This window comes from Actinoallomurus sp. NPDC050550, assembly GCF_040655075.1.
In the GTDB taxonomy this organism is placed as follows: domain Bacteria; phylum Actinomycetota; class Actinomycetes; order Streptosporangiales; family Streptosporangiaceae; genus Actinoallomurus.
The window spans coordinates 145,490-172,240 of record NZ_JBFAJC010000001.1 but is presented as its reverse complement, the minus strand read 5'-3'; the positions used below and the strand labels follow the sequence as shown (position 1 = coordinate 172,240).

General features: G+C 72.0%; 20 protein-coding genes. 12 read left to right on the top strand and 8 right to left on the bottom strand.

Annotation, left to right across the window (positions count from 1 at the left end; all coding sequences use genetic code 11):
- Window positions 1-104: 104 nt before the first annotated feature.
- The 7 genes from AB0I04_RS00800 to AB0I04_RS00770 all read right to left on the bottom strand — a co-directional run bounded on the left by AB0I04_RS00800 (window position 105) and on the right by AB0I04_RS00770 (window position 7,861).
- A complete protein-coding gene (locus AB0I04_RS00800; protein ID WP_360876783.1) occupies window positions 105-1,535 on the bottom strand; it encodes a gamma-aminobutyraldehyde dehydrogenase in 1,431 nt (476 codons plus the stop codon).
- 105 nt (window positions 1,536-1,640) lie between these two features.
- Window positions 1,641-2,447, bottom strand: coding sequence for an ABC transporter permease (locus tag AB0I04_RS00795; RefSeq protein ID WP_360876780.1), 807 nt, complete (start codon window positions 2,445-2,447; stop codon window positions 1,641-1,643).
- A 76-nt stretch (window positions 2,448-2,523) separates the two neighbouring features.
- Complete coding sequence (locus AB0I04_RS00790; protein WP_360876777.1) at window positions 2,524-3,414, bottom strand: ABC transporter permease; 891 nt, start codon at window positions 3,412-3,414, stop codon at window positions 2,524-2,526.
- The gene (locus tag AB0I04_RS00785; protein WP_360876774.1) at window positions 3,414-4,622 is read right to left on the bottom strand and encodes an ABC transporter substrate-binding protein; all 1,209 of its coding nucleotides are present in this window, start codon (window positions 4,620-4,622) and stop codon (window positions 3,414-3,416) included. The genes AB0I04_RS00790 and AB0I04_RS00785 overlap by 1 nt, the downstream gene beginning before the upstream one ends.
- 89 nt (window positions 4,623-4,711) lie before the next feature.
- Window positions 4,712-5,767 carry an ABC transporter ATP-binding protein gene (locus AB0I04_RS00780; RefSeq protein ID WP_360876771.1) on the bottom strand — a complete coding sequence of 352 codons (1,056 nt, stop codon included), beginning with the start codon at window positions 5,765-5,767 and terminating at the stop codon, window positions 4,712-4,714.
- Window positions 5,768-5,793: 26 nt separating this feature from the next.
- On the bottom strand, window positions 5,794-6,987 hold the full coding sequence (locus tag AB0I04_RS00775; RefSeq protein ID WP_360876768.1) for an extracellular solute-binding protein: 1,194 nt from the start codon (window positions 6,985-6,987) through the stop codon (window positions 5,794-5,796).
- A 61-nt stretch (window positions 6,988-7,048) separates the two neighbouring features.
- On the bottom strand, window positions 7,049-7,861 hold the full coding sequence (locus AB0I04_RS00770) for a hypothetical protein (protein ID WP_360876765.1): 813 nt from the start codon (window positions 7,859-7,861) through the stop codon (window positions 7,049-7,051).
- Window positions 7,862-8,255: 394 nt separating this feature from the next.
- Between AB0I04_RS00770 and AB0I04_RS00765 the strand changes: the two genes are divergently transcribed.
- The 4 genes from AB0I04_RS00765 to AB0I04_RS00750 all read left to right on the top strand — a co-directional run bounded on the left by AB0I04_RS00765 (window position 8,256) and on the right by AB0I04_RS00750 (window position 12,530).
- On the top strand, window positions 8,256-11,081 hold the full coding sequence (locus tag AB0I04_RS00765) for a nitrate- and nitrite sensing domain-containing protein (protein WP_360876762.1): 2,826 nt from the start codon (window positions 8,256-8,258) through the stop codon (window positions 11,079-11,081).
- Window positions 11,081-11,485 carry a roadblock/LC7 domain-containing protein gene (locus tag AB0I04_RS00760; protein WP_360876759.1) on the top strand — a complete coding sequence of 135 codons (405 nt, stop codon included), beginning with the start codon at window positions 11,081-11,083 and terminating at the stop codon, window positions 11,483-11,485. The genes AB0I04_RS00765 and AB0I04_RS00760 overlap by 1 nt, the downstream gene beginning before the upstream one ends.
- 84 nt (window positions 11,486-11,569) lie before the next feature.
- Complete coding sequence (locus AB0I04_RS00755) at window positions 11,570-11,932, top strand: DUF742 domain-containing protein (protein WP_360876756.1); 363 nt, start codon at window positions 11,570-11,572, stop codon at window positions 11,930-11,932.
- A complete protein-coding gene (locus tag AB0I04_RS00750; RefSeq protein ID WP_360876753.1) occupies window positions 11,913-12,530 on the top strand; it encodes an ATP/GTP-binding protein in 618 nt (205 codons plus the stop codon). Before AB0I04_RS00755 ends, AB0I04_RS00750 begins: the two co-directional genes overlap by 20 nt.
- An 80-nt stretch (window positions 12,531-12,610) precedes the next feature.
- Here the strand turns inward: AB0I04_RS00750 and AB0I04_RS00745 are convergent, their stop codons facing one another.
- Window positions 12,611-14,041 (bottom strand): wax ester/triacylglycerol synthase family O-acyltransferase, encoded by a 1,431-nt coding sequence (locus AB0I04_RS00745; protein WP_360876750.1) that lies wholly within the window; start codon window positions 14,039-14,041, stop codon window positions 12,611-12,613.
- 334 nt (window positions 14,042-14,375) lie between these two features.
- Here AB0I04_RS00745 and grpE point away from each other — a divergent pair, with 334 nt between their 5' ends.
- The 8 genes from grpE to AB0I04_RS00705 all read left to right on the top strand — a co-directional run bounded on the left by grpE (window position 14,376) and on the right by AB0I04_RS00705 (window position 26,715).
- Window positions 14,376-14,972 (top strand): nucleotide exchange factor GrpE, encoded by a 597-nt coding sequence (gene grpE, locus AB0I04_RS00740; RefSeq protein WP_360876747.1) that lies wholly within the window; start codon window positions 14,376-14,378, stop codon window positions 14,970-14,972.
- 1 nt (window position 14,973) lies between these two features.
- On the top strand, window positions 14,974-16,560 hold the full coding sequence (locus AB0I04_RS00735) for an Hsp70 family protein (RefSeq protein WP_360876744.1): 1,587 nt from the start codon (window positions 14,974-14,976) through the stop codon (window positions 16,558-16,560).
- Between the two features lie 16 nt (window positions 16,561-16,576).
- Window positions 16,577-19,099: a hypothetical protein gene (locus AB0I04_RS00730; RefSeq protein WP_360876741.1), complete on the top strand. Its 2,523-nt coding sequence runs from the start codon at window positions 16,577-16,579 to the stop codon at window positions 19,097-19,099.
- Between the two features lie 195 nt (window positions 19,100-19,294).
- Entirely contained in the window at window positions 19,295-20,449 is a 1,155-nt protein-coding gene (locus AB0I04_RS00725; RefSeq protein ID WP_360876738.1) for a GTPase, read from the top strand.
- 64 nt (window positions 20,450-20,513) lie between these two features.
- Window positions 20,514-22,970 carry a hypothetical protein gene (locus tag AB0I04_RS00720; protein WP_360876735.1) on the top strand — a complete coding sequence of 819 codons (2,457 nt, stop codon included), beginning with the start codon at window positions 20,514-20,516 and terminating at the stop codon, window positions 22,968-22,970.
- 4 nt (window positions 22,971-22,974) lie between these two features.
- Complete coding sequence (locus tag AB0I04_RS00715; RefSeq protein ID WP_360876732.1) at window positions 22,975-24,939, top strand: hypothetical protein; 1,965 nt, start codon at window positions 22,975-22,977, stop codon at window positions 24,937-24,939.
- 109 nt (window positions 24,940-25,048) lie between these two features.
- Window positions 25,049-25,618, top strand: a complete 570-nt coding sequence (locus AB0I04_RS00710; protein WP_360876730.1) for an RNA polymerase sigma factor — start codon at window positions 25,049-25,051, stop codon at window positions 25,616-25,618.
- A complete protein-coding gene (locus AB0I04_RS00705; protein ID WP_360876727.1) occupies window positions 25,615-26,715 on the top strand; it encodes a CU044_5270 family protein in 1,101 nt (366 codons plus the stop codon). Before AB0I04_RS00710 ends, AB0I04_RS00705 begins: the two co-directional genes overlap by 4 nt.
- Window positions 26,716-26,751 lie beyond the last annotated feature (36 nt).

The following is a 26,751-nucleotide window of genomic DNA, read 5'->3' as shown; positions in this document are numbered from 1 at the left end:
GCCTTTACAATGTAGATCACTAGACGGCACGGATACGGCCTGTCCCACCGGCCTCACCCGAAGGTCCGATCGGCGGAACAGGCCGCAGTATCCGGTCCTGGCTCTCAGGACTCGATGTTGGACATCACGTGCTTGACGCGGGTGTAGTCCTCGAAGCCGTACATCGACAGGTCCTTGCCGTACCCGGAGTGCTTGAACCCGCCGTGCGGCATCTCGGCGACCAGCGGGATGTGCGTGTTGATCCAGACGCAGCCGAAGTCGAGCCGCCGCGACACGCGCATCGCCCGGCCGTGGTCCTTCGTCCAGACGGAGGAGGCCAGGCCGTACTTGACGCCGTTGGCCCAGCGGACGGCCTCGTCCTCGCCGGAGAAGCGCTGGACGGTGATGACCGGGCCGAAGATCTCGCTCTGCACGGCCTCGTCGTCCTGGCCGAGTCCGGACACGACGGTGGGCTGGTAGAAGAAGCCCTCCTCGCGGGCGCGGGACCCGCCGGTGGTCACGGACGCGTGGTCGGGCAGCCGGTCGATGAAGCCGGCGACCCGGTCGAGCTGGACGGCGTTGTTGAGCGGGCCGTACAGGACGTCCTCGTCGTCGGGCAGGCCGGTGCGGGTCTGCGCGGCCTGCTCGGTCAGCGCCGCGACGAAGTCGTCGTGGACGCCGGGGGCGGCCAGCACGCGGGTGGCGGCCGTGCAGTCCTGGCCGGCGTTGAAGTACCCGGCCTCGGCGATCGCCTGGGCCGCGGCCTCGACGTCGGCGTCGTCGAACACGATGACCGGCGCCTTGCCGCCCAGTTCCAGATGGACCCGCTTGAGGTCGGCGGCGGCCGACTGGGCGACCTCGCTGCCGGCCCGTACCGACCCGGTGATCGACACCATCTGCGGAACGGGGTGCTCGACGAGCAGGCGCCCGGTATCGCGGTCGCCGCAGACGACGTTGAACACGCCCGGCGGCAGGAACTCGGCGGCGATCTCGGCCATCAGCGCCGTCGTCACCGGGGTCGTGTCGGACGGCTTGAGCACCACCGTGTTGCCCGCGGCAATGGCCGGCGCGAACTTCCAGACCGCCATCATCATCGGGTAGTTCCACGGCGTGACCTGCGCGCACACACCGATCGGCTCGCGCCGGATCCAGGAGGTGTGCCCGGCCATGTACTCCCCTGCCGAGCGGCCCTCCAGGATCCGCGCGGCACCGGCGAAGAACCGGATCTGGTCGACCATCGGCGGGATCTCCTCCGACGCCGTCAGGCCGATCGGCTTGCCGGTGTTCTCCGACTCGAGCGCGACGAGTTCGTCGGCGCGGGCCTCGATGGCGTCGGCGATGCGCAGCAGCGCGAGCTGCCGTTCGGAGGGAGTGGTGTCGCGCCAGGTCTCGAACGCGCGGGCCGCGGCGTCGAACGCCGCGTCGACCTCGGCCTGTCCGGAGACCGGGGCCGTGCCGAACGCCTCGCCGGTGACGGGGCTGATCAGGTCCGCCGTACGGCCGTCGGCCGCGTCGGCCGGCGAGCCGTTCACGAAGTTACGGACGGTGCGCTTCACTGCGGTCGGTCCTTCCTGGTGTTCTGTGCTTGCCGGGGTGCCGCCTACAGGCGGTGCGCTTCACTGCGGCGGTCCTTCCTGGTGTTCTGCTCGCCGGGGTCTCGCCTACACGCCGCGGGTGTCCCCGGAGATGCGCTGGGCGAGGTACACCGGCACGACGGACAGCACGATCAGGGCCGCGGCCACGACGTTGACGATCGGTGCCTGGGTCGGCCGGAAGAGGTTGTTGAAGATCCAGATCGGCAGGGTCTGGACGCCCGCGCCGGCCGTGAACGTCGTCACGATGATCTCGTCGAACGACAGCGCGAACGACAGCAGCCCGCCGGCGAACAGCGCCGAGCGCAGCAGCGGGAACGTGACGTACCGGAACGTCTGGAACGTGTCGGCGCCCAGGTCGGCCGAGGCCTCCTCGACGCGGGTGCCGAGGCGGCGCAGCCGGGCCAGGACGTTGTTGTAGACGGTGACGACGCAGAACGTCGCGTGCCCGATGACGACGGTGAACAGCCCGAGCTGGATGCCCAGCGGGGACAGCACCGTGCGGAACGCGTTGTTCAGCGCGATGCCGGTGACGATGCCGGGCAGCGCGATCGGCAGGATGACCAGCAGCGACACCGTGTCGCGGCCGAAGAACCGGTAGCGCTGCACGGCGAACGCCGCCATGGTGCCCAGCACGAGGGCCACCGCGGTGGCGCCCAGGCCGGCCTTGACCGACGTCCACAGCGCCGACCGCACGCCGCCGTTGCCCCACGCCGCCGACCACCACTGGCCGGTGAAGTGCGCGGGCGGCCAGGCGAACGCCCGGTCGGCGTTGAACGAGTTGATGAGAACGACGAGCAGCGGCACGTAGATCACACCGAGCCCGAGGATCATCGCCACGCGCAGGCCGATGCGGGCTCCCCGCGAAAGCGTCATCCGGCTCGCGATGCCGCGTCTCCGGAATCCGGTCCGGAACGGAACACCGCTTCCCCCAATCTGGTGCTGCGGAGGGTCAGAGGTTGTCGAGGGCCCCGGTACGGCGCACGGCGATCAGGTAGATCACCATGATGACCACCGGGACGGTCGCGACGGCGGCGGCGAACGGCAGGTTGTTCGCCGCGCCGATGTTGTCGTAGACGACGTTGCCGATGAGCTGGCTCTTGCCGCCCACGATCTTCACCGTGATGTAGTCGCCGAGCGACAGCGAGAAGGTGAAGATCGATCCGGCGATCACCGCCGGGAACGCCACCGGCCACATCACCGTACGGAACGTCCGGAAGGTCCGGGCTCCGAGGTCACCGGCGGCGTCCAGCAGGGAGTTCGGCAGCCGCTCCAGGCCCGCGTAGATCGGCAGGATCATGTAGGGCAGCCAGAGGTACGCCAGGGTGACGATGGTCGCCGGCAGGCCGTACCCCGGGCCGTGGATCCCGAACGGGTCGAGGATCCAGCTCAGCACTCCGGAGCCGGAGAACATGATCCGCCAGGCGTACGCCTTGACGAGGTAGCTCGCCCACAGCGGTGTCAGCACCGCGATGACGAGCCAGCGCTGGGCGCGCGGCGAGGCGATCTTGGCCATGTAAAGGGCCATCGGGAAGGCGACCACGCCGTCGACGACGGTGACCGCCGCCGCGACGCCCACGCTGCGCAGCGTGATCGTCCGGTAGACGCCCTGGCTCCCCAGTTCCTGGAAGTTGCCCAGATTGAACTGTTTGACCACCTCGCCGGTGAAGTCGTCGATGGTCCAGAACGCGGCGGCGAACAGCGCCGCCAACGAGCCGAGGTAGGCCACGACGAGCCACAGCAGTGGCGCGGACAGCAGGCCGGCCAGCCGGAGGTACGGCCGGCGGTGAAGCAGCCCGGCGAGCCGGCGAACCGGCCCACCGGGCGTCGCGATGGTGCTCATCAGCCCTTGATCTGTGTCCAGGCCTGGGTCCACTTTGCGTAGTCCACGCACTTGACGTCCTTACGGCCGTCGAGGCACTGCGTGATCGGCGTGTTCCAGTAGTGAACCTTCGTCCAGTACGGCGCGTCCGCGGCGTGGTAGGTGTCGCAGAACTTCTTGTCGGCGGTCAGGGCGCACGCCTTGCTGTTGGACGGCGCCTCGCCCCAGCTCTCGGCGATCTGGGCGTTCACCTTCGGGGAGACCACCCAGTCGAGCCACTTGTAGGCGCAGTTGGGGTGCTGCGCCTTGGCCGACACCATCCACGTGTCGGACCAGCCGGTCGCGCCCTCCTTGGGCAGCACGGTCGCGACGGGGGCCTTCGCCGCCGTCAGACCGTTGGCGATCACCTGCCAGCTCGTGCCGAGGACCGTGTCGCCGCTCTGGAACGACTGCTGGGTCTTCGTGGCGTCCGACCAGTACTCGCCGACGATCTTCTTCTGCTCCTTGAGCAGGTTCACCGCGGCGTCGAACTGCTTCTGGTCGAGCGCGTACGGGTCCTTGATGCCGAGCGCCGGCTGCGTGGTGCTCAGGTAGAGCGCGGCGTCGGCGATGTAGATCGGCGAGTCGTAGGCGGTGATGTGGCCCTTGTACGGGGAGTTCGGGTCGAAGACCGCGCTCCAGGAGTCGGGAGCCGGCTTCACCTTGTCCGTCCGGTACATCAGCATGTTGGCGCCCCGGCCGTGGGGGATGCCGTACATCTTGCCGTCGACGGAGTTCCACGGCTTGTTCTTAAGATCCGGGAAGATGTCGGCGTAGTTCGGCACGAGGCTCGTGTTGACCGGGGCGACCGTGCCGGCGGCGATGAGCCGCAGCGAGGCGTCGCCCGAGGCGGACACCGCGTCGAACTGCCCGGTCTTCATCAGGCTGACCATCTCGTCCGACGTGCCGGCCACCTTGTTGTTGACCTTGCAGCCGGTCTGCTTCTCGAACGGGTGGACCCAGTCGAGCTCCGGTTTGTTCGAACCGTTCTCGACGTAGCCGGCCCAGGAGACCAGGTTGACCTGGCCCTCGCCCTGGCCGAGCGACGAGAGCGCGTTGATCTTGGGGGGCGTGAACCCTGCGGCATCGGTCCCGCCGTGGTGCGAGCCGCCGCTCTTACCGCCGCAGCCGGCGGCGAGGAGGGAGACGGCGGCCACCACGACGAGCGCGAGGCGCGTTGGGCGCAGCATGGAGACTCCGATCAGATGGAATTTTCTCGGGGAAGACCGCGGCGCACGCGCCGCGGCGAGACGGCCGGTCGGGCGGTGACCGGCCGGCATCACGTCGGACCGGGGATGGCGAACTCGTGCTCACGGCGCCACGCGAGCCTGACCCGGGCTTCGCGCAGCTTGAGCACGTCCATCGAGGAGGACTGCAGGTTCTGCTGCAGCGCCACCAGCCGGCCACCGGCGTCGAGGTCCACGACGAACCGGGTGGCCGCCCCCGCGTAGACGACCTCCGCCACCGTGCCGGTCGCGGAGTGCTCGCCTTCGGGCAGCTTCGCGTCGAGGTCCGTTTCGACGCGAAGCTTCTCCGGCCGGACGCTGTAGACGCCCGGCCGGCCGAGTATGGACTGGGCCGCCTCACCTTCGATGAGGTTGGAGGTGCCGACGAACCCGGCGACGAACGCCGAGGCCGGCTGCTCGTACACCTCCGCGGGAGTCCCCACCTGCTCGATCCGGCCCGCGTCGAACACCGCGATCCGGTCGGCCATGGTCAGCGCCTCCTCCTGGTCGTGCGTGACGAACAGGAAGGTGATGCCGACCTCCCGCTGGATGGCCTTGAGCTCGACCTGCATCTCCTCGCGGAGCTTCAGATCCAGGGCGCCGAGCGGCTCGTCGAGCAGCAGGACCTTCGGGCGGTTGACCAGCGCGCGGGCCAGCGCCACGCGCTGGCGCTGGCCGCCGGACAGCTGGCCGGGCTTGCGCTTGTCGAAGCCTTCGAGACGGACGGAGGCCAGGGCCTGCAGGGCGCGCTCGCGGCGCTCCGCCTTGCCGACCTTCTTGACCTTCAGGCCGTACTCGACGTTGGCCAGGACGTTCATGTGGGGGAACAACGCGTAGTCCTGGAAGACGGTGTTGACGTCCCGGTCGAAGGGCGCGAGCTTCGTGACGTCGCGGCCCCCGAGGAGGACCTGACCGGAGGTCGGCGTCTCGAAGCCCGCGATCATCCGCAGCACCGTCGTCTTACCCGATCCGGACGGCCCGAGCATCGCGAAGAACTCACCGTCGCGGATGTCCAGGTCAACGCCGTCCACGGCGGTGACCTCGCCGAAGGTCTTGCGTACCGCGCGGAGGGTGACCGCGGCGGAGACGCCGGGCTCTTCGGTGTTCATCTGTTCATCTATCCCTTGATCTGCGCCTATCCCTTGATCTGCGCCCAGATCTGCGTCCACTTGGAGTAGTCGACGCAATTCGCTCCGCGAGAATCACCACAGTCTGCGGCGGGAGTCTTCCAGAACGCAAGGCGCTTGTAGAAGTCGACGTCGCCCACGCGGAACTGCCCGCAGAAGCCCTTCGCGGCGTATTTGCAGGCCTTGGGGTTGGCCGGGGCCTCACCGAAGTACTGCGCCACCGCCGACTGCACCTTGGGGGATGTGATCCAGTTCATCCACTTGTACATGCAGTTCGGGTGCTGGGCCCGGGCGGCGACCATCCAGGTGTCCGACCACCCGGTGGCGCCCTCCATCGGGATGGTGGTCGCGATCTTCGCCTTCTCGGTCTTGGCGGTGTTGGCGGTCACCTGCCACGCGGTCCCGGCGTAGTTGTCGCCCGCCTTGAACGCCTCGACCTCGTCGAGGTAGTTCGACCAGTACTGGTTGACGTTGGTGCGCTGCTGCTTCAGCAGGTCGACGGCGGCGTCGAACTGCGTCTGCGTCAGCTCGTACACGTCGCCGATCTTCAGGTCGGGCCGGTGGGCCTTGAGGTAGAGCGCCGCGTCGGCGATGTAGATCGGCGAGTCGTACGCGACGACGTGGTCGGCCGCCACACTGTTCTTGTCCCACACGATGCTCCAGGACGCGGGCGTACCCGGGATCTTGTCCGTGCGGTACATGAGGTAGTTGGCGCCGTAGCCGTGCGGCGTGCCGTACATCTGGCCCTTGACGGAGTTGTACGGCTGGTTCTTCAGGTACGACGGGATGTCGCGGTAGTACGTGAGAAGGTTCGTGTTGACGGGCGCGACCAGGCCGCCGTACACGAGCCGCAGCGACGCGTCACCGGAGGCCGAGACGCCATCGTACTGCCCGGTCTTCATCAGCGCGACCATCGAGTCGGAGGTGTCGGCGACCTTCGCGTTGACCCTGCACCCGGTCTTCTTCTCGAAGGGGTGCACCCAGTCGACGGTCTTGTCGTTGGAACCGTTCTCGGCGTACCCGGCCCAGATGACCAGGTTCAGCCTGCCCTCGGTGGCGCCGATCTCCTGCTGGGCGCTCAGCCGCGGCACCTGCTGAGCGGCCTGCCCTCCGCTGGAGTCGCCGCTGCATCCCGCGGCCGTGAGAACGAGCGCCGCGGCGCAGGCGAGTCCGAGGAGTCGCTTGCGGGGCATGGACCTCATGTCAGCTCCTCGTCGAGTGCGGCCGTGCCGCACGAGGCGATCAGGCGTACGGGGCGGGCGCTCACGTCATCGCCTCGTCGAGGGCGACTTCATATCGCAGGTTCACCAGACGTACGACGGAGGTGTGCGCGCCGAGGGGGTCGGCGCAGCCCAGGCCGGCGTCCGTGGCGAGTTTGGCGAGACGCTCGAAGTCGATCTCGGGACCGATGATGTACGGGGCGATGGCGATGCGCTGTCCGCCCGAGTCGCGCAGTCGTCCCACCGCCTCGGCCACCGTCGGGCGGCCGTCGATCGACGCTGCGACCACGGGCACGGCGAGCCGCGCCGCCAGGAGCACCGCGGTCATGTCGGCCTCCACGGCGGCCTCGTCGCCGCCGACCGTGGCGACGATGACGCCGTCGACGGACGCGCCGATGCTGAACTGCCGGATGCGGTCGGCGCGCGCCAGGCCGCTGTCCGCGAGGCGCACGTGCAGCGCCTCGGCCAGCAGCGGGTGGGGGCCGAGCGGGTCGGTGACGGTCGCCCGGGCGCCGGCCTCCGCGACGGCGGCGTTGATGTCGTGGTACGTCCGCGGATGCGGGCCGGTGACCAGCGGTACCACGACGGCCGAGCGGCCTTCGGGCACTCCCCTCAGGACGTCCGTGAGCGCTGTGCCGGCGATGGGCGCGACCCGGATGTCGATGTCGGTCCGGGACGTGCGGATGAACGCCGCGATCTCGTTGCCGACATCCGGGACCGCGCCGGGAACCGCCAGGAGCAGGACCGGTGCGTCGGGGGGAAGATCGCCGCTGCCCGGCCGGCGGTGCCGGCCGCCGGGTAGCTGCGAGCGTCCACGTACGGGGAGCGTCTCCGGGGGCTGGTCGTCATGGATCACGATCGCGGATTCTATGGGTGCTCGGGGAGGATGCGGAGCCCTTGTCACCGATCGTCCGAAATCCGGTTCTCGGCCGGACCAGAGGTAGATGTCCGGAAAACCCGGCTTCTACCTGCGATTATTCACCCCATAGCGGGCGCGGTTCACCTTGAAGTTCCAAGGTGTTTGATGCCCGATATTTACAGACACAGCCAGTGTCCGCCTGGATGTCTAGTAGAGTCTCGCGCGTTCACACGGTGTTTCCCCCGCCTCACTGAAAGTCGAGCCTGTCGCGGTGCAATCAAAGGACCGACGAGTGGGATCAGATGTCAGCCGGCGGCCGTCCCGGTCAAGGGTCGGCCGCATCTTCCGGTCAGTCCGCTTCAAGATCAGCTTGCTGCTCATCGTCCCCCTGGTGTCACTGAGCACCCTGTGGGCGTTCGCTGCCAGCATCACCCTGGGCGATGGCCTGAACCTGCGGCACGTCAACACGATCCAGGACCACCTTGGCTATCCGTCCGGGGCCCTGGGCAGCGCCCTGCAGCAGGAACGCCGCCTGTCGATGGTCTACCTCGGCAGCAAGTCGGACGGCGACCGCGCGTCGATGGAGTCCGGCCGGCTGGTCACCGACCGGCAGGCCGACCTGTTCCGGCGGGAGGCCTCCGACCCCGGCGCGCAGAAGGTCGCCAGCGCCCAGGCCAAGCAGTGGACGCGCGAGGTGCTCGCGCACCTGGACGCCCTGCAGGCCAAGCGGCGGGCGATCGACAGCGGCTCCGTGAAGCGAAACCAGGTCTTCGCCGACTTCAGCGACAGCCTGGCCGACGTCAACGCCCTCCAGTCCTCGCTGTCGACGCTGAGCAACCCGAACATCACCAAGGACAACGAGAACCAGGTGGCCCTGGGCCGCGCGCGGGAGGTGCTGTCGCAGGAGGACGCCCTGCTGTCCGGCGCGCTCGCCGCCGGGCGCCTGACGTTCCCCGAGCACGTGGAGTTCACCAAGCTCGTCGGCACGCAGCGCAGCCTCTACGAGGAGATCCTCCCCAACCTGCGTCCCAGCGACCGCGCCTACTACCAGCGGATCGTCGCGACGCCCGAGTACTCCCGGCTGCAGCAGTTGGAGAACCGGTTCACCGACAACATGCCGCACCAGCCCAAGCCGAGCATGCCCGGGATGGTCAACAAGCCGGCGCCGAACCCGCTCGCCGGCATGGACGTGACGTGGAAGACCACCGTCTCCTCCATCATCACCCGGATGCGCGGCCTGGAGCTCTCGTCGACGGCGGCCGCTTCCAAGCGCGCCAAGCCGATCTCCGACGGGATCATCCTGCGGGTCGCGCTGGCCGGTGCCCTCGGTCTCGTCGCGGTCATCGCCTCGCTCGTCCTGTCCCTGTGGGTCGGCCGCTCGGTCATCCGTGAACTGACCGGGCTGCGGCGCGCCGCCCTCGACCTGGCCAACGAGCGGCTGCCCAGCGTCATCCGCCGGCTACGGCGCGGCGAGGACGTCGACGTCGCCGCCGAGGCGCCGCCGCTGCAGTTCGGCACCCAGGAGATCGACCAGGTCGGCCAGGCGTTCAACGCCGCCCGCCGGACCGCGATCCAGGGCGCGGTCGAGGAGGCCGGCCTGCGGCGCAGCATCAGCGAGGTCTTCCTCAACCTCGCGCGCCGCAACCAAGCGCTGCTGCACCGCCAGCTCAGCCTGCTGGACTCGATGGAGCGGCGGGTCACCGAGCCCGACGAGCTGGACGACCTGTTCCGCCTCGACCACCTGGCGACCCGCATGCGCCGTCACGCGGAAGGCCTGATCATTCTGTCCGGGCAGGCGCCCGGCCGTGGCTGGCGCAACCCGGTCCCGGCCGTCGACGTCGCCCGCGCCGCGGCCGCCGAGGTGGAGGACTACGCCCGCGTCACCGTCGCCACCATGCCGCGCGTGGCGATCGCCGGCCCCGCCGTCGCGGACCTCATCCACCTGCTCGCCGAGCTCATCGAGAACGCCACGCTGTTCTCCCCGCCGGACACCGCGGTCCAGGTGACCGGCCAGCTCGTGGCGCACGGCTTCGCCTTCGAGGTGGAGGACCGCGGGCTGAGCATGGACCAGCCCAGCATCGACCGCGCCAACGAGCGGCTGGCGAACCCGCCGGAGTTCGACCTGTCCAACAGCGCCCAGCTCGGCCTGTTCGTCGTCGGCCGGCTGGCCCAGCGGCACCGGGTGCAGGTCACGCTCCGCACCTCCCCGTACGGAGGGACGACCGCGATCGTGCTGCTGCCCGACGCGATCGTCGCCCGCGGGGACGATCGGCCCGAGCTGGAGTCGGGCCCGATCGCGGCCACCCGGCGTGGCGAGGACGCGCTCGTCCCGATCGGCGCCATCGGCGCGCCGAGCCGCCCGAGCCGCCCGGGCGGCCCGTCCGACTCCGGGCCGATCACGGGCCCCATCACCGGGCCGATGCAGGCGGTGCAGGGCGACCGACCGCCGCTGCCGCAGCGCCGCTCCGACACCGGCGGGCAGACGATCTATCCGACCGGCCCGTACGACGCGAAGCCGTACGGCGCCAACGGCTCCCGCGGCTCCGACGGGCGACCGCAGACCTCAGCGGGCCAGGGCGGCGACGCGACGGGGCCCGACACCGGATCGTTCAGCGTCGACGCCTACGGCACGGGGCCATCGCCGTACGCGGCAGATCTCGGCGGCCACGACGCAGCGCCGGGCTCGGCCTACGAGCCGCGCGGGGAAACGGACTCCTACGAATCCGGGTCGAGCGGCTACGCGGGAATGAGCGACTACGGAACCCAGTGGTCACCGCCCCCCACCGAAGGCAACGGCGACGACGACCGCCCGCCCCTGCCGACCCGCTTCGGCGGGACGACCGACGACCGCCCGCCGCTGCCGAGCCGCCACTCCGGGACGCCCGGGGGCGCCGCGGCTCCGCCGCCGCCGAGCCGGTCGCTGTTCGAGCCGGCCCAGGAGCCCGCGGAGCCCGCGCGGCCCGAGACCTCTGCCACGCCCGAGACGACCGCCGAACCCGCGGCTCCCGGCACAAAACCGTCGCTGCCGCAGCGGGTCCGGCAGGCCAACCTGGCCCCCCAGCTTCGCGAAGACGTCGAACCGCTGGACAATGCCCCGAGTAATGAGCGTTCGCCCGAGGAGCTCCGCACCATGCTGAGCTCCATCCAGAAGGGATGGCTGCGCGGCCGCTCGGACGCCGAGCAGACCGCCACCCATCACGAAGAGGAGGACATCTGATGTCAGCGGGTTCTGCGGGGGAACTCAACTGGCTGCTGGACAGCCTCGTCACTCGCGTCGCCCAGGTGCGTCAGGCGGTGGTGTTGTCCAGCGACGGCCTGCTGGTCGGCGCGTCCAACGGCCTCACGCGGGAGGACGCCGAGCACCTGTCGGCGGTCGCTGCGAGCTTCCAGAGCCTGGCCCGCAGCGCCGGACGCCAGTTCGGCGGCGGTGGAGTGCGCCAGACGATCGTCGAGATGGACCACGCGTTCCTGTTCGTCACGGCGGCCGGGTCCGGGGCCTGTCTCGCGGTGCTCGCGGGCGCCGACGCGGACGTCGGCATGATCGCCTACGAGATGGCGATGCTGGTCAAGCGCGTCGGTCAGCACATGTCGACTCTCCCCCGCTCGGCCGTGGAATCGTGAGGCCGCGTGACCGTGCGAGGAGTACGCGACGGGCACCTGATGGTGTCGCCCTCCCAGCGATGGCCCACGAGGCGGGACGGCTGAATGAGCGAATGGCTCGACGACGAGGCCGGGCCGGTGGTCCGGCCGTACGCACTGACACGCGGTCGCACGAGGTCCTCCCGGGAGGGCTTCGACCTGATCGCGATCATCGCGACGGCGGCGACGTCGACGTTCGCTCCGCCGAGCGCAGGGCCGGAGCACGTGGCCATTCTCGACCTCTGCGTGCGCCCGCTCTCGGTGGCGGAGATCTCGGCGAAGCTCAAGCTCCCCCTGGGAGTCGTCCGGGTCCTTCTGGGGGACCTGCTGGACCTTGGGCTGATCGCCGTACGCCGGCCTGAAACAGAGAACCGTCTTCCCAATGAACGGGTTTTGAAGGAAGTGCTCAATGGACTCCAGGCGCTCTGACCCCTCGCGGGGCGCTGCTCCCATGCCGCTCGCCGTGAAGATCCTTGTCGCGGGCGGATTCGGGGTGGGAAAGACGACCCTGGTGGGTGCGGTCAGCGAGATCAAGCCGCTGCGGACCGAGGAACAGCTGACGGACCGCAGCGTCGGCATCGACGACACCTCCGGTGTTGAGCGCAAGACCACGACGACGGTGGCGATGGACTTCGGTCGCATCACCATCCGCGACGGGCTCGTCCTGTACCTGTTCGGCACGCCCGGCCAGGACCGGTTCTGGTTCATGTGGGACGAGCTCGCGCTCGGCGCGCTGGGCGCGGTCGTGCTGGCCGACACCCGGCGGCTCGCCGACTCCTTCCCCTCCATCGACTATTTCGAACGGCGGCGGCTGCCCTTCATCGTGGGGGTCAACTGCTTCGACGGCGCGCTCCGGTACGACTCCGAGGAAATCCGCGGGGCTCTCGACCTGGACCCGCGCGTGCCGGTGATCCTCTGTGACGTGCGCCGGCGCGAGTCCGGCAAGCAGGTGCTGATCGCCCTCGTCGAGCACGTGCTCGCCGTGATGTCCGAGCGGCAGCGCCAGGCCGGCGCGGCGATCCGATAGGGCCGCGGACGTCGATCGCCTTCGCGGGCACGCGCCGCCCGCGGGGGCCATTCGCCGGCGAGTGATAGGGCTCACCGGGACTACAGGCCCTTCAGTTCCTCGAGCGCGTCGGCGAAGTAGCCGATCAGGCTCCACACGTCGGGGACCATCTCACGGCAGGCGGTGAGGCCGATGTCGAGGTTGCCGTTGTAGGAGAAGACGGTGATGTTCAGGCCGCCGCTCAGGTCGCTGACCACCGACAGCGGGTGGTAGGCGAGGACCTCGGCCCGGCACAGGTACAGCGGGAACTGCGGCCCGGCGACGTTGGAGATCACCAGGTTGATCGGCGGCACGGCGGACGGCGCGAGCCGGAACAGCGCCCAGGCCGTCAGGCCGCCGAACGCCGGGGGCACCACGGCGGTCAGCTCCTGCAGCCAGCGCTCCGGCGTGGCGACGAGACGCTGCTTGGCCGTCGTCATCGTGTCGCGCATCGCCTCGACCCGGGCCCGGGGATCGGCGAGGTGCGTGGGCAGCGGCGTGAACATCGCCGACACCTGGTTGCCGTGGGTGTCGTCGTCGAGGGCCCGGGTGGAGACGGGGACGGCGGCGACGAGTGGCCGGTCGGGCAGGGCGTCATGGTCGATCAGCCATCGCCGGAGGGCGCTCGCGCACAGCGCCATGACGACGTCGTTGACGCTGACGCCGAGAGCGTGGCGGACCTTCTTCACCTCGTTCAGCGGCAGGGAGCCGAACGCGACCCGCCGGTTCCGCGTGATCGGCCCGTTGAACGGCGTCCGCGGCGCGTTCAGATCCGCCTGAGGAGGGACCTGTCCCGTACGGGCGGCCGTGCGCAGCGCGCCGGTCACGGCGCCGATGCCGGGCACGCGCCCGACCACCGGGAAGGTGTCGAGGTACGGGACCGCCCGCAGCAGCCCGCCGGTGGTCCGCAGGGGGTGCACGGCGGCGCAGGCGGCAGCGCCGGCGAGCAGGCTCCAAGCGCTCGGCGGCCGCTCCGGGCGCCAGTCGTCGACGACCCCCGTTTCGCGGGGTTCGGGCTCCAGGTCCAGCAGGGCCGCGACGATCTGCGCGGCGGCGACGCCATCGATGAGGGCATGGTGGATCTTGGCGTAGAGGGCGATCCGGCCACCTTCGAGGCCCTGGACGAGGTACATCTCCCACAGGGGCCTGGCACGGTCCAGTGGCCGCTGGTGCAGCCGGGCCACCTGGTCGGCGAGCTGCCTGTCATCGCCCGGCCGCGGCAGGGCGATCTCGCGGACGTGGTACTCCAGGTCGAAGTCCGGGTCCTCGATCCAGTACGGATGGTCGAGCCCGAGGGGCACCTCGGCCAGCCGCCAGCGGAACTGCCGGATCATGGGGATGCGCCGGCGCATCAGTTCCATGAGGTCGTCCAGGGTGAGGCGGCCGCCCGGCGTTCCGGTCGGATCGAGGATCGCCAGGCCCGCGATGTGCGCGACCGTCCCCCGCGACTCGACGTTGAGGAACTGCGCGTCAAGAGCACTGAGCTGGCGCATCGACCGGCCTCTCTGCCTCGTCCTTCTGCCGTATCTCCTGTCGTATTTCGGAGGCCATGTGAAGTCAAACCCGCCCGAGAGCGGACGTGCCCGTCATTCCGCCGATCACCGAGCCGCCGGAGCCGCCTCCGCTGCGCTTTCACACGATATATCGCCTGTTGGCGTAAATATCACTCTCCGTAACGAAAGCAAGGTTGGACAGGAAATGCCAGGACCGGGATAGGGGAAAAGTGACGGGCGGAAACAACGAACTCCCCGGAAGGGTGGTGCCCGCTTCCGGTGATGGAGACAATGGGCTGACGTCCTTGCTCACTCAGAGTTATGGTTCCCGACCATGCCCGTTGACCCCGATCCCCCCACCGACGGGACCGGATCCCCGCCGACCGCCGACGAGCCCGGCTCCCGGTCGGCCGGTGAGTCCTGCCCACAGGCCGCGGCGTCCCTCGAGGACGTCCGCTCCCTGCTGGCCGGGCTGACCGAGACGGTCGGGCGGGAGCACGAGCGGGCGGCGCACCGCGAGCGCGTCATCGACCGGCTGCACGAGGACAACCAGCGGCTGCGCCACGGCGAGCTGCAGGCGGCGCTCGAGCCGGTGCGCGCGGCGCTGTACCGCCTGTACGACGTGGTCCGGCGGGAGGCCGAGCGCGAGACGGCGGACGCCGCGCACACGCCCCGGCTGCTGGCGGCGATCGCCGACGAGCTCGCCGAGGTGCTCGCCCGTACCGGGGTGGAGCGCATGCCCGTCGAGGCCGGTGAGGCGTTCGACCCGGCACGGCACCGCCCGGCGGGCACCGAGGACGTGGACGACACCGAGCTCGACGGCACCATCGCGAAGGTGCAGCGGGCCGGCTTCGTCCGTGGTGACCGGATCGCACGACGTGCCGAGGTGATCGTCGCCCGGGTGGCGGCCGACCCCGTCGGAGGAGATTGAGATGGCTGTCTACGGTATCGACCTGGGCACGACCCACTCGTGCATCGCGCGCGTCGACGACGTCGGGCGCCCGGCCGTGCTGCGCAACATGGAGGGCACCGACACCACGCCGTCGGTCGTCTACTTCGAGACGCCCGACAACGTCGTGGTGGGCGCCCCGGCGAAGGACACCGCGGTGCTGTTCCCCGATCTGGTGGTGAGCCTGATCAAGCGGGACATAGGCCATGAGGTGCCGCGCGAGCTGCACGGCCGCGACCACTCCCCCGAGGAGATCTCCGCCTTCGTCCTGCGCAAGCTGGCGGCCGACGCGGCGGCGACGACGGGCGAGGAGGTCCGCGACGTCGTCGTCACGGTGCCGGCCTACTTCGGGGCCGCCGAGCGCGACGCCACCCGCAAGGCGGGCCACATCGCCGGGCTCAACGTCATCGACATCATCTCCGAGCCGATCGCCGCCGCCATCACGTACGGCGTGCTCGGCGGCGACGCCGAGGACCGCACGATTCTCGTGTACGACCTCGGCGGCGGCACCTTCGACACCACGGTGATCACCCTGCGCGGCGGCGACATCGCCGTTGTCTGCACCGACGGCGACCACGAGCTCGGCGGCGCCGACTGGGACGCGCGGCTCGTGGAGTACCTCGCCGAGCGGTTCGCCGAGGAGCATCCCGACGTCGGCGACCCCCTCGACGACAAGCACACCGAGCAGCAGCTGCGGCACGACGCGGAGGAGGCCAAGAAGGCCCTGTCGCTGCGCACCCGGCACGTTGTGCGCGTCATGCACGAGGGCAGGGTGGCGACGGTCGAGCTCACCCGCGAGAAGTTCGAGGAGATCACCAAGGACCTGCTCGACCGCACCATCGAGATCACCGGCCGCACGCTCGCCACCGCGGCCGGGAAGGGCGTGTCCGACTACGACGACCTCGTCCTCGTCGGCGGCTCCACGAAGATGCCCGCCGTGCAGCAACGGCTGGCCGGCGAGCTGGCCCTGAGCCCCCGCCTGCAGGATCCCGACCTGGCGGTCGCCAAGGGCGCCGCGCTGTACGCCTTCGAGGAGACCTACCGGCAGCTGCTCGCCAAGGGCGAGACGGACCAGGCCCTGGACCTGGCGTCCCGGGCCGGCCTGTCGGAGGCCGAGCAGGAGGCGATGGCCGCCCGGCAGATCACGACGGTGGCCTCCCGCGCGTTCGGAGTGATCGCGCTGGACCCGGACACCGCACAGGAGCACGTCGTCCACCTCGTCCACGCCAACGATCCACTCCCGCGCGGCAAGATGCGGGAGTTCGGCACCGTGGACGAGGACCAGACGGTCGTCAAGATCATCGTGGTCGAGCAGGCGGGCAGCGCCGAGTCGACGGAGGTCGCCCACAACACCCCCATCGCCGACGGTGAGCTGAAGATCCCGCCGGGCAAGCCCGCCGGCTGGCCCATCGAGGTGACGTTCGCCCTCGACACCTCCGGGCTGCTGCACGTCACGGCGGTGGAGAAGGAGACCGCCGAGGAGCTGACGCTCGACGTGCGGGTCGGCGGCATGTCCGACGAAGAGGTGGCCCAGTCGCGCACCGACCTGGCCCACGTCCGCGTCGACTGACGGCCTTCGACGAGCAGTGGTCTTTGACGAGCGCCGGTATGTCCGGGAGGTGCTGGAGCCCGCGCGGGCGGCCGGTGACCAGCCGCCCGACGACCTGCGCCTGCGGTACGCCCTGCCGGACCCGATCGTCGCCCGCGAGGTGGCCGACCGGGTCAAGCAGGTGCGCACCTGCTGGCGCAAGGCCCGCGGCCAGCTGCGGTTCCGGCGGCTGGTCGACCGCCTGGAGGGCGACCATATGCGCCTCGCGCCGCTGTTCGAGCGGGCCGCGGTGGGCGACCTCGCGCCGTTGCGCGCCGAGATCGCCGCGGCGGGCGACCGGGCCGGCCGCCGCCGGGCCGAGCTGCGCGACCGGCTGCTCGACGCCGCCGGGGAGCTGCGGATGCTCTCCCCCTCCGACCTGCGGGAGATCGGGGGCGAGGCCGCGGACGTCGCCCGCGCGGCCGGCATCGAGATACAGGAGCCCGACCCGCTGCCGGACGGGCCGCCGTACGCCGGCTACGCCCGCGCCCGTGACGCGCTCGACGCGCTCGGCCTGCGGCACCTGCCCGAGTTCCTGACCGGCGAGCCGAAGGCCGGGCGCGTCCTCCACGAGGTTCCCGACCTGCGGCCCTCGGCGCGATGGGTCGGCGACCAGTGGAGCCGGCGACCGCACGACGGCAACCGCACCAACGCCGACACCGTCCTGGTCGCGGTCCGGCAGGTCGGCGACCGGCTCGCGGAGCTCGTCCGCTACGACGTGGTCGCCCGGCTGCGCGAACGCCACCAGCAGCGGGCCTCGGAGGCGGCGCTGCTGCGGTTCGCGGTCGAGGACCTCGGCGTGGACCCCGACGACGCGCGCCGCCTGGTGTTCGCGGTGCGGCAGGAGAGCGCCCCGGCGGGTGGACTCGCCGCGCGGCTGCGGGACCTCATCGACGCCGGTGAGGTACAGGCGGCCGCAGAGCTGGCCGCGATCGCCGGAGAGCAGTCCGGCGACGCGCAGGTCCTCGCGGACGAGGCACGACGGCGGGTCGCGGCGGCGACGGCGCTGCGCCAGGAGGCGGCCTCGCTCCTGCTGTCCGATCCCGACGGGGCCTGGCTGCGACTCGCCGACGCGCTCCGGCTGGTCGGCGACCTGCCGGGAGCGGCGGAGCTGCAGGCCGGGCTGCCGCCCCAGGCGCCGAGCCGGCTCGAGGCGGCCGTCGACGGCGTAGCCGTCGCGCTGTCCTGGTCGCCCTCGCCGTCCCGCGTCGGACAGATCGGGCACGTGGTCGTCCGCTGCCTCGGCCGGGTCCCGCGGCACCCCGGTGACGGCGAACGGCTCCCCGCCGAGGCGACGCACTCCGCCGACCCCGTGCCCCCGCTGAACGCCCCCGTCTACTACGCGGTCTTCGCCGCACGGGGGTCGGCCGCGTCGGCACCCGCCGTCGCCGGGCCGGTGCTCGTACGGCCGGAGCCCGCCGACGTCACGGTGACCGCCGCAGACGGCGTCGTCGCGGGACGCTGGTCCTGCCCGCCGGAGGCCGTGCGCGTCCTCGTCACCCGCGACGGCACGCCCGTCCCGGCGGCGCGCACCGGCTTCCGCGACGAGACGGCGCACAACGGGACGACCTACCACTACCGCATCGCCGCCGTGTATCTCGGCGCCGACGGCCGGGAGGCCGTCACCGCGGGCGTGCACGCCGCCGCTACTCCCGCGGCCCGGCCGGATCCCGTCGACGAGCTCGGCGTCGAACACGACGCGACTGGACGCCTCGTCGTCACCTTCGACCCGCCGGCCGACAGCGAGGTCGAGCTCGTCGCGATGGACGGACCGCCGCCCTGGCCGCTCGGCACGACACTTCCGCTGGACCAGGTGCGCCGCGCGGGGCGGATCCTGCGCGCCGAACCCGCCCCAGGTGGCCTCGCGGTCCAGACGGGCCCGGGCGTGCTGCTGGCCGTCTCGGTCGCCGGCGACGTCGCCACGGTCGGGGCCCACCGCGAACACGTGAGCCTGACACCCCCGCGCGAGCTCATCGCCGAACGCCGCGGCGAGGTCATCATGCTGGGGTTCGACTGGCCGCCGGACGTCACCGAGGTCGAGGTGGTCTGGCGGACCGGCGCCGACGAGCGGCGGCTGCCCGTCGGCCGGGCCGGCTACGACGCCCACGGCGGCGTCCGCCTCCCCGCTCCCCCGGACGACACGGTCACCATCGACGTCGCCGCCGCGGCGACCGCCCACGGACGGCGCGTCACCGGCACCCCCGTGACCACCGTGGTGCCGGGCCGTACCACCGTCGCCTACGAGGTACGCCGCCCCCGCCTGCGAGGTCCCCTCACCGTCACGCTGACCGCCGCGGCCCCCGTGCGCCTGCGGCGGCTCCTCCTCGTCACCCGGTCCGGCCCCATGCCGCAGCGGCCCGCCGACGGACGGACCGTAATGTCCTGGGAGGACCTGGACGTGCCCGCGCGCCTGGAGGTGACGCTGCCGCGCCTGCCCCGGCCGTTCTGGCTGCGCTGCTTCGCCGAAGACGACACAATCGACCTGCGCGACCCCCCGGTCCGCCACCTGAAGGTGGACTGATGGGAGACCCGCGACGCGACACCGGAAGGGGAGGCCTGATGCGAAGCGCGACCCGACCGGAGCGCGAGAGCTGATGGCGTCCCCCACCGTTCTCGTACGGACGGCACCCCGGTTGAAGCATGTGAGCCGGATGGCGTCCCGCAGCCGTCCATGCCGCCTCCCGCGACGGGCGGCCCGAGTGGAGCGCGAAGACTGATGGCGTCCCTCACCTGTCCCTACTGCTTCGCGCGGGTGGCCCGGGAGCGCGTCGCGTTCCGCTGTGCGGGCAGTCCCGGACGGGGTCCGGGCTGCGCGCCACGGCTCGACGAACGGCTCGCCGCCTACACCGGGTCCACGGCGACCGCGTCGCTGCCCCCGGTCTTCGCGCCGCCGGAACCGGCCCGCCTGCGGATCGGCCGGGCGCCGGCCCGGCGTGCCGACTGCCCCGAATGCGGCCAGACGACGGCCCGGCGTGCGTGCCCCGAGTGCCACAACCCACTGCCCGCGGCGTACTGCGAGACGCCCGGCAAGATCGTGGCGCTGGTGGGTGCGAAGAACTCCGGCAAGAGCACCTACATCGCCGTGCTGCTGCACGAGCTGTCCCACCGGATCGGCGCGGAGCTCGGCACCTCGCTCGTCGCCTGCGACGACCGGACGATCGAGCGCTACAAGCGCGACTTCCACCGCCCGCTGTTCGGGGAGCGGCGGCTGCTGGCCGCGACCGCCAGCGCGGTGACGGCGCCGCGCGACCCGCTGGTGTACCTCCTGACCCGTACCCGCCGCCGGCACCTGCGGCAGCGCGACATGTCCCTGACACTCGTGCTGTTCGACACGGCGGGCGAGGACCTGCGCAGCCGTGACGTCACCGACCTGCACCTGCGGTACCTCGCCGCGGCGGACGCCATCATCTTCCTCGTCGACCCCCTCGAGCTGAAGAGCGGGGAGGGCGACCCGGACGGCGATCCCGTCAACGTCATCGCCCGGGTCACCGAGCTGCTGCGCGCCGGGCGCGACGTTCCGCACGGCAGGCGGCTGCCGGTGCCCGCCGCCGTGGCCCTCACCAAGATCGACGCACTGCCGCTGGAAGGGTCGCTGGAGCGACAGCGCGACCGGTCCGACGTACTCGACCTGGACGACCGGGAGGCCGTGCACGAGCAGGTCCGGGCGCTGCTGCACGACTGGCAGGCCGGCGAGCTGGACCGCTACCTCGGCCACGAATACGCCGAGTACGGCCTGTTCGGCGTGTCCGCGCTCGGCGGCGTGCCACGCGACGGGGCCGTCGGTACGGGCGGCATCCGGCCGTACCGCGTCGAGGACCCGCTGCTCTGGCTGCTGTACCGATTCGGAATGCTCGACGGGGCACGCGGATGATCCGGCGGGTGACGTGTGGTCGCCCATTGGCGGGCGCGGTCGAGATACTCGACCGGGGGCGCGGATGATCTGGCGGCTGACCTACACGTCGGCCGCCCGGGGTCCGACCGGCCGGTCCGGGTTTCAGTTCGTCGCGATGAGTCCGGGCACGCCGCCGGACGTTGCCGGCGCCGTCACGCCGTACATGACGTACCGCCCGCCGCCGGGGGCCGCGTCCGCTCCCGGGCCCGACGAGCTGGCAGGCTTTCCCACCGCGCTCGCCTACGGGCGGGAGGGCACGTACGCCGTACTGACCCGCTGCCGCTATACCGGCCGGGACTACTCCGGCCGGTACGGCAACTTCCTCGGGCAGGCCATCGTCGCGACGCCGGAGGAGATGGCGGGCCTGCGGCCGATCGAGTTCTGGGACTCCCCCCTGTGGGACTCCCCCCTGTGGGACGCCCCGCTGGAGGACTCCCCCTGTCGGGACGCCCCGGACTCGTCCCCGCAGGACGCCCCTCTACGTGACGCCGCTCTGGGAGACTCCTCCCCGCGAGGCGTCTTTCTGCGGGATGCCTCGCTCGGTGGCCCGTTCCCGGAGGAGTCGGGCGGGGATGAAGCGTCGTCCTGGGATCCGTCGGCCGGGCTGCCGCCCGGCGCGGCGTTCGACCCCGAGTCACTGGTCGCGTGGCTGGACGGCGAACGCGCCCACGACCGCCTCGCCGCCGTCCTCGACGCCGTGACGACCGTGCTGGTCGCGGGGCACGGACGGGTGGTCCTCGTCGCCGGGGACGCCGAGCTGATCGCCCGCTGGATCGCGGTGGTGTCGTACTCGCTGCCCGCCGATCTGGCGGCCGGCCTGTCCTTCATCACCTACACCGCCGACCCGGAGGCCGCGCCGTACCTCGTCGTCGGCACCGTCCCGGCCGCCTGCCCGGATGGCGGCTTCCGCCTCGACGCACCCTTCGTACGCTCCGGCACGTCGCCGGGCCGATTCGCTCAGGTGATCGCGGACTGCTGGCGGACCGGCGACCTGGACGGCATCGACGCCGTCGCCGAACTCATCGGCGATGAGAACGGTCCGGGCAGCGTCTCTCCGGGTGACGGTACGACGGCACGGGTCCCCAGCGGCGCATACCGAGGAGGCGGCTCCGGCGATCCGGGCGCAGCCTTCCCAGAGATCCAACCGCTGGACGGCGCGGCGGCGAGGGCTCCTGGCGACTCGGGGCAGGCCTCAGTGCTGGACGGTGCGGCGGCGCTGCTGGCGTTGTGCCGGGGGGACACGTCCGTGTCGGCCGCGGAGCAGCAGGTGGCCGCGCGGCTCGTCCGTGGTCAGGGGGTGCCGGGCTGGGTGCGGTCGGCCGTGCCGCCGGTGCTGCCCGCGTTCGGCTTCGACCTGGCGGCGGCCCTCGCGGACGCCGTTCCGGAGGCCGCCGAGCACTGCGTGCGGCTGGCGCTGGCCGAGCCGGGGGCGCGGCGGCGGCTGCCCTCGGTACGGCTGCGCGGCGGCCTGCCGGAGGAGTTCCGGGCGGCGATCGCCGAGGCGCCCGATCTGGGGACGCTCGCCGGGGTCGTCGGGCTGGCGGATCGGGTCGGGGGCGCGATCGACACCGACGGCGTGGTCGCCGCGGCGGCCGCCTGCGCGCGCCGAGGTGACGGCGAGGTGGCCGCCGCGGTTCAGGCCACCCCCGGCGCCTGGCGAGAGGCGATGGTCGCGGGAGTCGTGACCGGGGCGGAGTCCGCTCCTGCGGCGGTGCGGCGGGCGATGCTGACGCCGGAGGCGTGTGTCGCCCTGGGCGATCGGGACTGGACCCGCGCTCCGCGCACCGGCGGGCTGGTCCTTTCCGCGTGCGCGGACCGCCTGACGGCGACCGCAGGCCTGATCGCGCTCGAAGTCCACGGCCTGCCGGACCTCGAAGAACTGCTCGGCGTGCTGTGGAGTGAGCCGCCGACGGTGCCCGAGTGCCGGTGGCTGGTCGAACGGCTCGCGCCGGTGCTACCGCGGTTCGCCGTCCTGCGCGGCCTGCCGCGCAGGGTGTTCGAGGTCGTACCGCTCGAGGCCGAGGAGGCGGTGCGGCTCGCGCGGCTGATCGACGAGCGGCTGCCCGACCTGGCCGACGCCGCGCGGATCGTCCTGGCGTACGGCGACGTGTTGCGGGCTGGTCCGGAAGAGGACGTCGCCCGGTTCCTCGCCGCCCTGCGGCCCGGCGAACCACCGGCCGAGCGCGCGCTGGCCGGTGTCGCACGGGTCCTCGCCGGTCGCACGCCCCTGGCGCGGGCGCGGGTGCTCATCGCGGCGCCGGGCGCCGTACGCGACGCTCTGATCCGGCACTGGCTCGCCGCCGGCCCGGACCGGCGTGCCCGCGCCGATCTGGCGGAGATCGGCGTACGCCTCGCGGACGCGAACGTCACCGCCGCGCCGCTGGAGAGGTGGGCGGACGGGCTCGGGCGGTTCGGCCGGCGGCAGATCGAGTCGGCGCTCGCCGACCGCGACCCCGGCCTGGCCGCGGCGTGGCGGGGGTCGCGGCGGCGGGGAGCGTGAGGTCATGCCCGTCGTCTACGCCGTGGCGTTCCTGCTGTGGGTGGGGCTGGTCTGGGCCGAGTTCGTGTTCGTCGTGCCGTTCGCGGTCCCCGCGGCGCTGGTCGCGGCGACGTGCGCCGGCGTCGGCCGGTTCTTCCTCGTCGCGTGGCGGGCTCTGACGGCCACCGCCGTCGACGGGCCCTCTCCGGCCCCCCGTCCGGCCGCCGGGCCCCGGGATCCGGCTTATCCGCAGTATCTGCTCGGTCAGGTGTGGCGGGACGCCCGCGCGGTGACGCTCGACACGGTCCCGTGGTGCCTCGAGCGGGCGCGCTGGGGCGTCACCACGCTGACCGCGCGGATGCTCGCCCTCCCTCAGGGACTCGCGCTGTTCCCACTCTGGCTGGCACTGTGCGCGGGCGTCCTGGCGGCGGCCCTGCCGCTCGCGGTCGCCGGCCTGGTGTTCGCCGCGGTGACCGTCCTGGTGGCGGGCGCCGGCCTCGTGGGCTGGTCGGTCTGCGTCGTCGTGCTCGGCGCGGTCGAACGCGTCTGGGCGGCCTACCGCCGGATTCTGCTGGCCTGCCCACATCCCGGCTGCTACCAGCGGCTGGCGCTGCCCGCGTACGCCTGCCCGCGCTGCGACGCACGGCACTTCCGGCTCATCCCGAACCGCTTGGGCGCGCTGCACCATGTGTGCCGCTGCGGCGCCCGGCTGCCCACGATGATCCTGCTCGGCCGGTTCCGGCTCAGCGCGTACTGCCCGCACTGCGAACGCCGGCTGCCCGGCCGGATCGGGCGGGCCCGCGTCGAGCCGCTGCCGTTCGTCGGCGGGCCGGCTGCGGGCAAGACCACGCTGATGTTCCTGGCCGTGCGCGCCCTGCGAGCCGGTGCCGCCGGAGCGGGCGGGCGGGCGGAGTTCGCCGAGGCCCGCGACGCCCGCGCCTACGCCGATGCCCTGGCCGAGCTCGACGGCGGCGGGCGACCGGCCAAGACCGGGCCCGAGCTGCCCGCGGCGACCATGCTGGACCTGGCCCTGCCCGCCGGGCACCGGATCCTCTACCTGTTCGACCCCGCCGGTGAGCTGCACACCGGCGCGACACGGGTCGAACGGCTGCGCTACCTCGACCACGGCGAGGCGCTGCTGTTCGTCATCGACCCGTTCGCCCTGCCCGAACTGCGCCCGGCGCTGTCCTGGGAGGAACGCCTGCTCGTGGAGGCGTCGACCGCGACCTCCGAGGAGGACCCCGCCGACACGCTGCAGCGCCTGCTGACCGACCTGCGCTCCCGCGACGACCAGGGCCGGCAGCGCCGCATCGCCGTGGTCGTCACCAAGGCCGACGTCCTGCGCAGGACGTCGGTCGGGCAGGGCGTCGATCAGGACGTACGCGGCTGGCTGGAGGGCGTCGGACTGGGCAACACGATCCGCACGCTCGAACACACGGCGGGCGAGGTCCGGTACCTCGCCTCCGGCCTCGACACTCCGCCGACCGCGCTGGCCGACCTGTTCGGCTGGGCGGCCGGGCTTCCGATCGGGGGGCAGCGTCAGGAGCCGGGGGGCCCGGTGCCCGCCGGTTCGACGTCCCCGGTCACCCCGACAGGTCCGGAGGAGGCCGGAGACCGGCATGCCGGCAACCGGTCCGGCTACGCCGGGCCTGCCGGGAATCCGCCTCCGGGCGCCCGGTCCGCCGGCGACAGACGCGCGGGCGGCCGGCCTGCCGATGGCGGCCGATCCGCAGACGACCGGTCTGCCGATGACGAGGGCGCGGACGATCGGCTTGCCGACGGCCTGCCTGCCGCCACCGAGCGTCGTGCAACGACCGAGCGTCCCGTCGCTGCCGATCCGAGTGGTCCCTGGCGTGGCGCTGGACGGCCGGAACGGCTCATCCCCCTCGGATATCAGCTCGGCCGCGGTGCCCTGCTCACCGCGCTGCTGGTGCTGGGCCCGGCGGCGCTGCTCCTGCTGGGGCTGGCCGGATACGCCCGGTTCCACTGACCGCACGCCGGGCCCGTCCTCTCGTCGAAAAGATCGGCCGTAACCACCTCCGGTGCGCCGGACCTAAGAGAGGGACGGCAACGGCGAATGCGAGGCGGAGATCTCATAGATGAGCGATGAAGACGATGCGGATCGGTTCACGGCGCTGTTCCGGCGATATCACGCCCGGATCCTCGCGTACGCCCTACGCCGGACCGAGGAGGGCCACGCGGAGGACGTCGTCGCGGAGACGTTCACCGCCGCGTGGCGGCACATCGGCCGGCTGCCGGACGACCCGCTGCCCTGGCTGTACCGGACGGCCCACAACTGCCTGGCCAACCAGCGACGAACTGTTCGGCGGCAGGTGCGTCTCGCCGGCCGCGTCGCGGGTCATCTCGCCGCAGGCCACCTGGAGGTCCCGGATCACGCCACCGGCGTCGTCGAGGACGTGCAGCTGCGCGCCGCGCTCGCCGAGCTGGCGCCGAGGGACCGGGAGACGCTGCTGCTGTTGAGCTGGGAGGGCCTCGACCATCGCAGCGCCGCGTACGTGACCGGGTGCTCGGTGACCGCGTTCAAGGTCCGGGCCCACCGCGCCCGCAAACGGCTGACCGCTCTCCTCGACGCCGCCGACACCACGCCGGTGAGGAGCGCCGCCGCTCCGGCCGCCGTACGGACCCAGCGCTCGGAGGAATCTCGATGAAGGACCTGCGTGACCGGCTGACGGCAGCCAACCCGATTCCGGAGAACGACCTCGGTGACACGGCCGCGTCGCCGCGGGCCGAAGCCCTGCTGCGGCGCATCCTCGAAGAGCCGGCACCACCGCGCTCACTTTCCCGGTCACCGCGGGCCCGTACGAGCCGGTGGGCGATCCCGGTGGTCGCACTCGCGGTGGTCGCCATGGTGCTGTGGGACCTCCTGGCCCCCGGCTCCATTCCCAAGCAGCGGTACGTCACGTCCGGACCGGCGCATGCCGTGCTGATGGCGGCGGCTCAGGAGGCGGAGGCAACGAACACCGGGCGGTTCTGGCACACGCAGGGGGAGGTCGGGCAGACCCTCTACCGCGACCATCGCGGTCATCGGTACACGCTGTTCGCCAGCTATCCCACGGAGAGCTGGTATCCGACGGACCGGCGGGACGGTGAAGGCGTCGTCTCCTATGACACGGGCGGGACCAGGCTCCGGCCGGTCTCCGCCGCCGACGCGGCCGCGTACCGGGCGGACGGATCTCCTCAGCCCAATGAGAACACCGACCCGGACTACGGCATCCAGGTCCCCGACATGCCCGACGGGCCGGAACTGGCGGGAAACACGATCTACGAGGGCGATCCGGCACGGCTGCCCACCGACCCGGCACGACTGCGCATGGCGATGCTGACGTGGATGCGCGACCACGACGCCATGCCGGCGCATCCGGACGTGTGGCTGTTCCGCGAGGGCGCCAAGCTGCTGAACGCCGACAGCCGGCCACTCGCGCCACCGGTGCGGGCCGCGGTCTACCGGATGCTCGCCGGTCTGCCGGGGGTGCGCAGCCTCGGCCGGGTACGCGACCCGATGGGCCGGCCCGCGCTCGGCGTCGCGATGACCGAGCACACCTCCACACTCGGAACCTTGGAGTGGCAGCTCCTCATCCGTCCGTCGAGTGACTTCCTCATGGCGACCCGCGTCGTGGTGATCCGGCACGGTGCGATGAATCCGAAGGCGACCCCGGGGACCATCCAGTACCTCGACCTCAAGCGGACCGCCGGCTGGACCGACACGCCCCCGGAACATCCGCTGCCGGGCGCGACACGGCACTGAGGAAGGTGTGAGCGGCGGGGCTCGGGTAACGCTGAG